The following is a 12426-nucleotide window of genomic DNA, read 5'->3' as shown; positions in this document are numbered from 1 at the left end:
ATATGTGCACGCATCCCCCATCCGATTTATCCCTGAGACTCGGGCTTGGTGAATGTTACTTCGGGCAAAACGAAGTCCGGAAAACTTTTCCTCTTCTTCTCAATGGCCCTCGCTTCGGCGGCCTCATCGCGTTTCAGAATTTGAGCAGGATTACCTCCTACGATACTGAAAGCTGGAACATCCTTTGTGACCACAGACTGGGCTGCGACGATAGCGCCCTCGCCGATGGTTACACCTTTCAAGATCGTGCTGCCAAAGCCGATCCAAACTCCATCTCCGATCGTGACTTTGCCTGTGTGGACGCCATACCAGTTCTTGTAAACGCCCAAGTTCCGGCGCTGTTCTCCGGTCAGCCAGTCACGCGCATCGGTTTCCCGCAACTGTCGCGATGTCGCGTGAGAGTCATTATCGGAAACGACGACGTCCCAAGACAACATCACGTTTCGCCCAATATGAATCCCCTCTGGTTGGGCGCATATCAGCATGCATCCCCCGCCAATCGACGTCCCGTCGCCGATTGTGATCTGGCCAACACCACGTTCAAAGACAAATGTGCCTGCGATGTTGCAATTTTCACCTACTAGAACGTAGGGACGGTTTTCGGGACGAACACGCACATCGGCATTCAATTGGGACACATTTGACGAACTCGGTGCCCGCACTTTCGGCACGGTTTGCGTCACGTCCGGAGAGAGATAGCGTCCGAGTTCGCCATCTGTCAGATCTACGGCCTCTAGCATGATACCCACTTTGCGTGCATCAACTTGGGTTGCGCCTTGAATCCGCAGACGGATGACCTGATAATCTGGGTCAGGTGACAGCGGGACCGCCACCTGCTGGACATCGTCTAGGTTGGTTGAGACCGTTGGGCAACTGTGTATCAATCCCGGACCTTCGATCAGGATCAACTGTTCTTCGACCATATTGCGAAAGCGAAGTTGGATAATCGGCTTTGAAATGTATCGCGTGCACACACGAAGAAAGAAACTCTCCTCGCGCGTCCAGCACCAATGGGACAATCCCTGAGGCGTTTGCGGGCCATTCGCCAATTCAACACTAAAGACACCGACAATCGCGTGCTGCGGCAATGTTCTCGATATCGGATGTATGGCACTTTTCGGCTGCATCGCAGGCAAGTTGGATGCCACAGCGGCTATGGCAAGTTCGGCATACATTGATGTATCCGGAGTCCGAGCGAGATCGGAAACCCACTCTGGAGCGTATTCCTGTAAAAGGGCGAAATCATCTGAGCTCGCATGATGTAGAAACTGCCGAACTTCTTGTGCATTTGTGTCGCTGAGCAGGGCGTGAAGAAACTCTGAGACATATTCTGCGGCGACGTGATGTCGGATAAAGCCCACTGGCAACAGATATGACTGCGCAAGCGGCGCCATACGTTCCATAAGTCCCTCTTCTTTGAGGAAATTCAGGCACATGCGTCGAATGTGAAGAAAGTCAAAAACCCGGCGGCTCTTTTCAGCGGAGATGGAATTGCCTCGGCGCAGGTACACATAACTCACGGCAGGGTCGACAAACAAACTGCGGGTTCGCGACAGAAGCTTCATCGCGAAATGGTGGTCTTCGTAGTAATATCCGACCGGAAAAGACAGATCATGCTCGTGGAACATGTCACGACGCAGGATAAACCGCCATGTTTGAGCGTTCCAACCCGCAAGTGTGCAATACGCTTGAGGCGTGTTGACAGGGTCAAGCACAAGTCCGGTCCAATCCCTCGGCGCAATCGGGCCGTTATCAATAACGTCGTGCTCATCAATATATGCAAAGTGGACCATATAGGTATCAGGGCGTTCTCGCCTCAGGATTTCCTCGATCCGTCCCAGACAATCCTCACGCAAGAAATCGTCTGAATCGATGAACCATACATAATCGCCTCGGCAATGCGGGATGCCGCTCAGGCGCGCTTGCGAAAGCCCCTGATTTTTCTGGGAGATGATCCTCACCCGTTTGTCGATCGCAGCGAATGCTGCGGCAACACAGGGGGTGTGGTCCGTTGCCCCGTCGTTGACGACAATAACCTCCAGATCTTCCATGTCCTGCAGAAGGATACTCAAGAGTGCTTTGCCCAAGTATTTCCCGACGTTGTAGCTGGGCAGGACGATGGACAGCAGTGGCGTCCTATCGGGGCGCGTCTCGGCAAACCGCAAGCCGTTCTTGCGGTACAGGTCGGCGGCCTCGTGCCACAAGACTCCGGAGAGAATATCCAGCATTTTATCAAGCGGCACCTGCTCGGCCTTTAGCGCGAGCGCGGCACTGATGTTCAGCGGGATATGTTCGTTTCGTTCGAGAACCGGTTTTATCTCTTCTGGCGGACACCATCCGCGGGCACCAAACAACAGCTTGAGTGCATCTTCGCGATTCAGATCTATCCCCGGAAAGTTTTGCTTGATAAGCCCATGCGCCTCTTGCCAAACGAGGTCTGGATTGTTGTTCGACATGCCCGTCAAAGGAAACAAGACAACGGGTTCCGGAATATAGGTAAAGCTACACCCCGCGTGAATGGCACGATGCATCCAACGGGTATCCTCGGCCATTGGATAGACATAACCAAATGACCCAATCTGTTCATAGGCCTTGCTGGTTGCAAACATGCCATTGTGACCGACCGGCCCCCCGCTCACAAAGGCGTTCAGCCCCCATGGCTCATCCTTGCGCTTGCGGGTCTGTCCATCCGGAGCACGCTCTATTGTCTGGCCGCCAAACACATCTGCCGGTTCGCTGTAATGGGCAAAGGCAACCCGGTCCAAAGCGCCTGGCAGGTAACAATCTCCTGCCCCAACAATCCCGATCAAGGTTCCTCTTGCAACGGCTAGGCCCTTGTTCAGGGCATCGTAAAGACCTTTGTCCGGGTGACTGAAGCAATGCGTCACCACATGGGGCCATGCCGCTGCAATGTCCAGAGTGTGATCGCGCGAGCCCCCATCGACAATGATACACTCTATATCAGTGCGATTCTGAACCAGAATGGACTGCAATGTAGCTACAAGATCAGCGCTGGCATTGAATGTCGCGATCAAAACCGTGAAGAGCGGTGTCGGCATTCGTTGATCCGGCACTCTAACGATCCGTTTTGGTGCCGCCTGCCAGTCGACTTCGCCAAAAACCGAACGCTGAACAGTTTCATTATCTCGATGCGTCGCGAGCGATTGTGCGATTGCCACGTTCAGGCGCGCGGATTTGGCGCGCTTAACAAGACGTTTGATCGCTTCTGTCCCAATCGTATCCGTTTGAAGCGTCGCGAGCGTTTCAGCATCTTCGGCGGCCAAGCACAACTCGGGAAAGCTTAGTCGAAGACACGCGAGATCTGCGCTGGTATGAATCGCACTCGCTGGCTTTGTGTCTGGGGCCAAAGCCGCCGAACGACATTTTAAGCCCTTGTCGAGGGCTGCAGACAAAAGGCGGCGTTCGAGTTTGTGTGGCTCATCCGCATAGGCCAGTGGCAGCGAACATAGCGTGGCACTATTTGCCACAATCACCGATGGCGCAGCCGCAAAACCTTGTAGTAAATCTTTCATTTCACAAATCTTGTACGGAGATTCCGTACGATGCTCTTCTGTGAGAAACAGCACATCAGATTCTGTAGTCTCAAAGAGTTGCAACACACGATCTTCAAAGAAGGTCGGGATATTCGAACCTGTGGGGACTACGGCCCATAGGTGATCTGGATCCTTTGTCGCAAATGTAGTCTTGAGACTAACGGACAAGCTATCCGAGTACGCTTGCAGCTGAACCGATGCAGCACTCTGATAGTGTGACAGGCGATCAGAAACCTCTGCCTCACGGCAGGCGGGCACCAAAAGAACATAGTCCACAACGCGTCCGTGTCCGCCCAAAAGGACTTCTAGCGCCTTGAAAGTTCTGTCTAGATCTTCGCCATGCGCGGTGCAATTTCCGTTCTGTGACGTTACTGGTAGGACAACTGACAGAATTTTCATTCGTAGCCTCTGCAATACGATCAGATTATTTGCACTCACGATTTGCTACGTTCGCGTAACCGATTTCGACAACACTCGTCCAGTCTCGTTTCAAAATTTGGCGGAAAACGACACGGGGTGATTGTTTGAAGCCGCAGCGGCAATGAATCTTGATGTGCCGCTGGTTGCCCTAGGCACCCGCCTCGTTCAGTTTCTCCGGTCTGTTCTCGAAGGCAACGGGCAATAGCATCCCGTTGTTCGTGGGCTCGCGGTTCGGGACGTAGAACATCTCGATGTATTCGAATACGTCCTGCCGTGACGCGTCCTAGCCAGATCCGGCAGCTACCCGGGACCACACAGAAAAACAACTATCGTCCGATTACTGCCCCAATCTCGCCAGATGTGTAAGATAGGACAACGTGATGTAAGCGGTACGAAGCCCGGTGCTTTTTTGACGGTTGGGAGATTATCCTTGGAAAACTTATTTGACAGAAAAAAAGTAAAATTAAGACAGCTTTACGGTCTCCCTGTCGCGTCAATTGCCATCGGTTTGGTCGCGGTGGGTCTCCTATTCTTCCTTAACGACGGGTTTTACTGGGTTTTCTCAGGTCCGCATTTCGCGATTGCCAGCTTGTCTTTGTTGCTGGTGGGCACCCTTGGCCTAGCCGTCTACCGTCGAAATCAGTTGCTGAAGCTGCATGCCGAGCGCGTCCAGAAGCAGGGACAGGAAATCGAACTGATATATACCGCCCTGAACCGGCACGCTTTGGTCAGCCTGACAGATTCTGGAGGCGTGATTACATCGGTGAACGAGAACTTTTCTGGACGCTACGGTTACTTGAATTCCGAACTTGTCGGAAAACCGATCTCTATCATCTATCCCGACGGTGCGTCGGACGCCGTATACAGAGCGGCGCGCAAGTCCTTGGTAACGGGCGACATCTGGTCAGGCGAGAACGAAGAGATAGCTGCCGATGGTTCCAGAATCTACACACGGTGCACCCTCGTGCCCGTGATGGATGACCATGGGCACCTCGTCCGCACGGTCGAAATCCGCACCGATAATACCGATTTCCATCGCGCCGAACAGGCGCGGTTTCTGAAGGCATTGTTCGATCACCTGCAGGACGAGGTCTATATTTTTTGTGTCGAGAGTCTGGACATGGTCTATGCCAACCACGCGGCCCTCAGGGCCAGCGGTTGGAAAGCAAAAGATCTGGTCGACAAGACCGTTCTCGACGCTGATCCCAACATGAATGAAAAGTATTTCCGAGCTCATGTTGCACCTCTGTTCTCGGGCGAGAAAGAGGTGGTAAGCATTGACGTGCGACGCGGCGAGACCAGCGGCGAGATCAGCACCCGGATTGTCCGCGGCGAAGACGGCAATATGCTGTTCGTGTCGGTCCTGCGCGACTCGACTGAACGCAAGCAGATCGAGCGTGCTAAGATGGAGTCGGTATCCATCGTCAGCCATGAGCTGCGCACCCCTTTAACCTCAATACATGGATCACTGAGGCTTTTAGATTCCGGTGCCCTAGGAACCTTTGACCCCAAGGCACAATCGGTTCTGGATATCGCCGTGCGCAATACTGACCGGCTATTGCTGGTGGTCGATGACATCCTTGATCTTGAAAAGTTCCGTGCAGGCAAGATGCCGATTGAAAAGGTGCATGTCGACCTTGTCTCTCTCGTCGGCGAGGCTGTTGAGATTAATAAGGGCTATGGTAGCGACCTGCATGTGAGTTTCGCTTTTGAGACAGATCTGGAAACCGCACCGATCTTTGTTGCGCCAGAGCGCATGATGCAAGTACTTGCAAATCTTCTATCCAACGCGGCCAAGTATTCCCCGACCCACGGCACCGTAAGGGTCGGGTTGCGTGAAGATGGCAGGTTCTGGCAGATTTCGGTGGCCGATGATGGCCCCGGCATTCCCGAAGAAATGCGTGCGAGCGTCTTCGAGAGCTTTTCAAAGCTACCGAGTCTCGATGGCGTGACTCGCAAGGGAACCGGTCTGGGCATGACGATTTCCCAGAAGATTGTCCAAGCCCATGATGGCGAGATTGGCTTCGATAGCGAGGTCGGCAATGGATCGACGTTCTTTATCAGGCTGCCGATGGACCTGTCCCGCGCCGCGGATGTCTGAGCGACCCCCAGAAGTTCGGACACTGGGACAACGCGATATCAGACGTTTACTCGCCATAGGTGCAATGACGCGCATACCTGCCCATGCGCCGCGGGTTCCTGTATCTCGTCGCCATCATGGACTGGCATACCAGAAAGGTTTTGGCCTGGCGCATCTCGAACACGCTGGAGGTCAACGTCTGTGTCGAGGCACTGAACGAAGCCAGCCTAAGCAGTGCGACACCTCCTGCAACAGCACATGGCACTCACTGCACTCAATACAATTGACGCCAGCGTGAGCCAGCCTTTGCAGCTTGCGGAGGGGCTGATTTGCGCCTTCTCAGCCGGCGGAAACGATCGCGGCGAGACGGCGGGCATCGGAAACCGCGTCGCGCAGCTGCTCAAGCCGAGCGTCGTCAGTTTCGCCACCAACTTTGCGGCTCAGAACCTCATCGACCTCAGCATCGACCTTCGGAGGCATCTCGCGGTTCTCGGCCACGGCCACGGACTTTGCCTCCGCCAGCTCTCGCTTGGACTCGGCCCAGGCGTCTTTCATGCAGATCATTTGGGCATGCATGGCCGGCGCTGGCCCGGGTGCGCCGTAGGCACTAGCGGATTTAGGCGCGGGGCAGGGCATTGCGTCACCCGCTGGCTGTTGGGGCACGTCGCATGCGGCAAGCGCCGTGACGGTGACGAGGATGGTTATCGGCAGTCGCATCGGTCAGTTCTCCTCCATCATTGCGGCCAACCACGCATAGGACCCGTCCGGTGCATCCCGCATAAGTTCAAGATGTCTGTAAAATGTCCGGGCGTCGGCCAGCGCGCGGCTGGACGTACCGGACAGGGCGCGGCTGGCGGCAAAGCGCGGCTGGGCCTCGTCAGACATGTAGGCGACGAGGTGGCGATCGGTCTGTTCGACGAGGTCGTTGTAGTAGGTGCGGCTCGAATCGAGGCTGGCGGCGGTCCGCTGCCCTATCTCGCCGATCTCATCGACCTGGCGGCGCATGTCAGCAAGCACGTCGCGGGCCTCGGGGGTGTCGCCGAAGTCGGCTTCGGCCACTGCCAGGTTTTCCTCGGCGATGCGCAGCTGTTCCTGGATCAAGGTATGGCGGGCAAGGTCGCTTTTCACAACGCTGACGGTGTAGGTGCCGAGGAAAGTGGCGGTCCGCGCGCCCTCCCGCATCAGCGCGTCGAACGTGCGCCCGCCAGCCGGCTGGGTCCCGCGCCAGCGGGCGAAGGCGCGGCGGACCTCCTCGTCGGAGGTGGCGGGCGCATTCGGCACGAAATAGCCCAGCATCTCAAGTGCGGCGGTCGCCTGCGGGAGGTCTTCGTCGGCAAGGTCTCCGGCCTCGAGCGGGACACCGCGCAGGTCGTCGATGCGCAGTTCCGCCATGATCTTGTAGAGACCATCGGGGAACTCTTTCAGGTAGCCCTGGTAATCATCGACAGTACCAGCCTCGACGACCTCGCGCCAGATGCGCAGCTCGGTGTCGAGTGGCGGGGCGCCACGGGCAAGATAGTGCTCGCCGATCACCGCCTCTTCGACCCACGGGATTTGCTGGCCGCCGGTGTCGCGCACGACCTCCTGCCGGACACGGCCAAACATGATGCGCACGTCAAGGCCCGGCGTTTCGATATGGTCGAGCAAAGCCGCCGTGAAGGTGCTGTTGTCGCCAATGCCGTCGGCAGCTACATTGCCAGGATCGGTGGAGTAGGCAACCAAGGTGCCGACCCCGCCCGTGACGGCGGAGAGCCCCACCTCGCCGATCTCGGCATCGCCGAGCGGGTTGTTGCGGCAGGCATCGAGCACGATCATCGAGAGGTCAGCATCAGCCTCTTCGAGCGCGGCGCGGATCTCGGTCATTGTAATGCTGGACCGCGCAACGGCTGGGGCGGAGAGCTCGGCCAAGTCGACGCCGATGGCATAGTTTTCGGACCCGACTTGAATAGAGTGTCCGGCGAAGAAGACCATGGCGATGTCGGCGTCACGGGCCGTCTCGCTGAGCCAGTCGAGCGAGGCCATCATCTCCTCGCGCGATAGGTCGATAACGGAGCGGACCTCGAAGTTGAGGCGGCGGAGGGCGTCGTCAAGGGCGCGCACATCGTTGCCGGGGTTGGCGAGGGCGAAATCGTGGTTGGTATAGCTGGCGTTTCCGATCAGGAGCGCGACCCGTCCATCCGCCACCGCCTGCGCGGCGTTTAGAAGGACGAGCGCGAGAGTCAAACAAAGTAGCCGCATGGAGGATTCGCCCTTTTGTGTAACGCCGCGACGGTATCAGCGAAACGATCAGGCGTCACCCCTGTCCAGAACCATGTGCTAACGTCAGAACAACCAGTTGGCAGCAGCATGAAGACGCCTAGGGCGATCATGAAAAGGCTCTAGGTCAGCGTAATTTTGTCGGGGTGACAAAGTGCCAGAAGGCGGTGGAGCGAAGAACAATATTGGGCCCGCTACGCGAGAAAACGCCCTTATCCATCCGCGCGTTCGTATTTTCCGCATATATAATGACTTGGCTCGCCAGAATGAGCACGCCGCTTTAAAATCTTGCCACTAATCGAGGGCTTACGTGCCGCTGTTGCCGAAGGGGCTGCGTTGACGTTGTGGTGAATAGCGATACCAACAAAATGCGCGACTAGATCCAGAATTACCTGATCGTCCTCAACCATTAATACTTTCATCATACCTCAGGGTCCATTGCGTGAGTCTGATTCGCTCTTTTATCGCTCATAATTGGGGTCGTATTTTGTCGGATCAGGTAAACTTGGCACCCGAATCTGACGTCTCTGCCTTTTTTTGGTCACATTTTATTGCGGAGAGACGCGGTCTTTGCGGAGCGCGCCTAACGGTGTCACGCGTCTGAACCGGGCACCCCGCATCGGTCCCGAAAGGCTCTGAGATCTGCCGAGCTGCACCACAATTGGAGGTTGTTCTTTGATCTCAAGGCATATTTTGTAGTGATGCCTAGATTAGTTGTAACAGATGTGTTGCCCAAAGAGAGCCATGTACGCCTGCACCAATGGTGAATTCAGCTCGTCTGCTAGTTGCGGAACTGGAAACATTACACCCAAGAGCGCTCTACTGTGGATAAAAGGCCTTGCAATGTGAGCTTCGCAGCGTAACGTATTGTTAACTAAAGACGTCGTGCAGAAAGCCAATACCAATTTAACCTTGGAGTCGTTCTCCTATGCCATCACACGCCAGTGCTGAGGGGCACCGCCCCATAATGCTCAGTAGATCTGAATCTAGTGATCGCTCGGTCCGTGTTGATTGGAGCACTTACGCAACAGCCTACGATCTACTGTCCGAGCACAACCCTGAGTATCAAGCGCTGTTGCGCGATTTCGAGGCTTTCCTTGCGACAATAGAGACACCGAAAGTGATCTATGACATTGGTGGCGGCACCGGGAACTACACCGAGATCGCGGCTCGCGCCTGCCCCGGCAGTGAGATCCACTTCGTCGAACCCGACGCAGGCATGATCGGGCTGGCGAGAGCCAAATTGGCAGCGCACGGCAATACCAATTATGAGACCCTTGCGCTCGAAGACATTGATGCCCCTAGCACGGCCGATCTTGTCATCTGCGTACACGCGCTTTACGCGATGCCCGCGCCAGAGCAGCGTCTCGCCGACATGCGTCGGTTGCTTCGGCCGGGCGGCTTGCTCTACCTGATCGATCTTGGTCGTCACATGAACGTGGCCGACTGGCGCAGCTACCTTTTCTCCCACTTGAGAAAAGAACATGGGTTGGCACGCACACTCCGGGTCTTTTGGCAGGGACGAGAAATCGCCAAGCAGAACACGGCTATCTTCAAGGCACAAAAGACCGGCGTTTACTGGACGCACACCGAGGCAGAGATCGCATCGGCTGCCACCGCAGCGGACTTCGAAATCCTCAGGCAAGACACCGTTTATCGTGGCTACAGCGACCTCCTCGTATGTCGCGCAAAGCCGTAGTCGCGGAGGCTTGGAAGGAGCGATCATGAACGAGCAAGTCATCGATGCGTTGAAGCACTCGCGCTACAGGGTTCTGACCGACAGCGAGGACCTCGAGGAGGTATATCGCCTGCGATACAAATGCTATCGCGCCGAACGGTCGGTCGTCGAGAACGAGCGCGGTATCATGACCGACGCGTTCGACGAGACGGCTAACTGCGTCCACGTTGGTATTGAAATGGATGGTAAGATGTTGGCGTCGGTGCGTCTGCACCTGATCTCCAGTCTCTCGCTTACATCACCGACGCTGGAGGTGTTTCCCGAGATTCTGGAAGACATCAAACGCGGACAGACGGCGCTCGATTCGACCCGCTTTGTGATCGATCCTGCGGCCCGCAAACAGCGCGTTCCGCTGCATTTTTTAGCACTGCGCATCCCGTGTCTGGCTATAATGTTTTACGATATCGATCTTGGCCTTGCGCCGGTGCGTGCCGAGCATGCCGCGTTCTACCGCCGCTACTTTGGGTATAAACCGGCGATGGAACCACGCAGCTACCCTGGGTTGGCAAAGCCTATCCACCTTCTGACCGCCAAGGTTCGGGAACAGCGCGACGCGGTTCTGGCGCGCACTCCGGTTTTCGGTCCGATTGACGCGATCCCGCAATCCAACATTAAATTCCCGGATCTTTCGGGGGTCTATGTCGCTTCGAAAAATGGCCGTTCCGAGGCGGCCTGACTGCGCGTGGTCGGGCGCCTTCGACGGGGGACAATGCTCAGTCGGTTTGCAATGCGGACTGAACCATGGCCCCAACCAATATCAAAGTGTCATAGAGCTTTGAAATTTTCGCAATTGAAAAGCAACATCCCGCCTTGTGAGTGGTCTATTTTCAACACAATTTCGCTATAAGCGTTAACCTCGGACCTGCGTCAGAGGTAGGCATGAAGGACTTTAACACAGTTTGGGCGACCCGGGGCGATTGGTTCAACTCGGACGGTCAAGAACAAAGTATCAAGGACTACCTGCGCCTTGCCGACCAGCTCGTCTGGAAGCGGCAATTGAGTTATTGTGTTGCGGCCATATTGGCTCTTTTCTACATTGATCCCATTGTAATCCTTGCGTTCTACAGCGCCGTAGCTCTTATCGAATTGCTTGATATGGCACTTGCGCGCAAGCACCTCGGCTGGGATGGTGAAGATCCGGTCGTAGGCGGGAAAATCCTCAAGCGTATCACTATTAACACAGGCCTGAGTGCGATCACGATCAGCGCTTTTATCGTCGGTACTGCAGTTCAGCAAACATCGAGCGGGCATTTGACGCCGAGCTTCTTGCTCCTTTGTGCGTCGATTTTCGCAGCAATGTACAATAGTCAAATGATCGGCATCTTGCTCTTGCGTCTGTCGATCTATGGTTTAGCGTTTCTGTTCATCGCGTTTCTCGACGTGTTTCGCTATTTCCCACCGCTTAACTCCCCAATCTGGTTGGAGTTCTTCACAATCATCTTCGTGCTCTACTTCATTTGTGACATTTCAGCGAAGTTCTATCTCAGCTACCAGGAGCGGCTTGAACAGATTCAACTGATCAAGCAAGAAAACGAGCGCGCCAAGGCTGCCTTGGAGGTCAAGTCGCAGTTCCTCGCCACGGTCAGCCATGAGTTGCGCACACCGCTGACCTCAATCATGGGATCACTTGACCTCGTAAACAGCGGCGTACTTGGCGAAGTGCCCGAGAAGCTCAAGCACGTCATCGGCATCGCGGCCAAGAACGGGCATCGGCTTGCTAACTTGATCGATGACCTGCTCGATCTGCAAAAGATCGAAGCTGGCGAGATCGTGTTCCATTTTAAACCCCTCAATGCCAACGAGTTGGTGGACGAGGCCGTGGAATCCACCACAGGTTATGCCGGAAAGCTCGGCATCCAAGTCACGACCATCCACTGCGAGGAAGATTGCCGGTTTTTGGGCGACCGCAGCCGCCTTATCCAAGTGATGAACAACCTGTTGTCAAACGCCCTGAAGTTTTCGCATGAGCGCGGTACGGTAAGGGTGCGCGTAGAAGCCCTTGGCACCCGCATCCGCATTTCGGTCCATGACGAGGGTGTGGGCATTCCGAAAGATGCAAAGGACCGCGTTTTTGGCAAGTTCAGCCAGGTGGATTCTTCCGATGTGCGTAAAGTCGGTGGCACCGGCCTTGGCCTGAACATCAGCAAGCAGATCGTTGAGCGCCACAACGGCACCATCGATTACGTCAGCGAACTGGGCGTCGGTTCAACGTTTTCTATAGAATTCGACCGTATGACAGACTGAGCCAGCGCAAGCGCAGGCCGCGACCTGGCGATATAGATCGTCCGCCAGAACAATTGCGATGAGGCAACGTCCGTATTGACGTAACGGCCCAGATCAATGTCCAAAACTTCGATATCCATCGTGACCTGCTCCTC

Annotated in this window: 8 protein-coding genes and 1 pseudogene; 5 read left to right on the top strand and 4 right to left on the bottom strand. The window is 55.6% G+C overall.

Annotated features, from left to right (window positions below):
* Positions 1-26: 26 nt before the first annotated feature.
* Positions 27-3953, bottom strand: a complete 3927-nt coding sequence (locus ROS217_RS24955; protein WP_157046512.1) for a glycosyltransferase — start codon at positions 3951-3953, stop codon at positions 27-29.
* A gap of 451 nt (positions 3954-4404) precedes the next feature.
* On the opposite strand from ROS217_RS24955, the gene ROS217_RS02075 reads away from it, so the two are divergent.
* A complete protein-coding gene (locus ROS217_RS02075; RefSeq protein WP_198134853.1) occupies positions 4405-6075 on the top strand; it encodes a PAS domain-containing sensor histidine kinase in 1671 nt (556 codons plus the stop codon).
* 74 nt (positions 6076-6149) lie between these two features.
* A pseudogene (locus ROS217_RS23320) lies at positions 6150-6278 on the top strand (IS3 family transposase); the annotation flags it as partial.
* Positions 6279-6393: 115 nt separating this feature from the next.
* Here ROS217_RS23320 and ROS217_RS23970 read toward each other — a convergent pair.
* The 3 genes from ROS217_RS23970 to ROS217_RS23965 all read right to left on the bottom strand — a co-directional run bounded on the left by ROS217_RS23970 (position 6394) and on the right by ROS217_RS23965 (position 8735).
* Entirely contained in the window at positions 6394-6771 is a 378-nt protein-coding gene (locus ROS217_RS23970) for a hypothetical protein (RefSeq protein ID WP_157046511.1), read from the bottom strand.
* Between the two features lie 3 nt (positions 6772-6774).
* Positions 6775-8292, bottom strand: coding sequence for a caspase family protein (locus ROS217_RS23070; protein ID WP_009815989.1), 1518 nt, complete (start codon positions 8290-8292; stop codon positions 6775-6777).
* A gap of 230 nt (positions 8293-8522) precedes the next feature.
* Positions 8523-8735, bottom strand: coding sequence for a hypothetical protein (locus ROS217_RS23965; RefSeq protein ID WP_157046510.1), 213 nt, complete (start codon positions 8733-8735; stop codon positions 8523-8525).
* A 503-nt stretch (positions 8736-9238) separates the two neighbouring features.
* On the opposite strand from ROS217_RS23965, the gene ROS217_RS02060 reads away from it, so the two are divergent.
* From ROS217_RS02060 to ROS217_RS02050, 3 genes are all read left to right on the top strand, one after another.
* Positions 9239-10009 carry a class I SAM-dependent methyltransferase gene (locus ROS217_RS02060; protein ID WP_040650293.1) on the top strand — a complete coding sequence of 257 codons (771 nt, stop codon included), beginning with the start codon at positions 9239-9241 and terminating at the stop codon, positions 10007-10009.
* Positions 10010-10034: 25 nt separating this feature from the next.
* Positions 10035-10724, top strand: a complete 690-nt coding sequence (locus tag ROS217_RS02055; RefSeq protein WP_009815987.1) for an N-acyl amino acid synthase FeeM domain-containing protein — start codon at positions 10035-10037, stop codon at positions 10722-10724.
* A 203-nt stretch (positions 10725-10927) separates the two neighbouring features.
* Positions 10928-12292: a sensor histidine kinase gene (locus ROS217_RS02050; protein WP_009815986.1), complete on the top strand. Its 1365-nt coding sequence runs from the start codon at positions 10928-10930 to the stop codon at positions 12290-12292.
* Positions 12293-12426 lie beyond the last annotated feature (134 nt).

Origin of the sequence: Roseovarius sp. 217, from assembly GCF_000152845.1 — a bacterium.
Lineage (GTDB): Bacteria > Pseudomonadota > Alphaproteobacteria > Rhodobacterales > Rhodobacteraceae > Roseovarius.
Note: the sequence above shows the minus strand (reverse complement) of the source record. Positions and strands in the feature narration are given on the sequence as shown.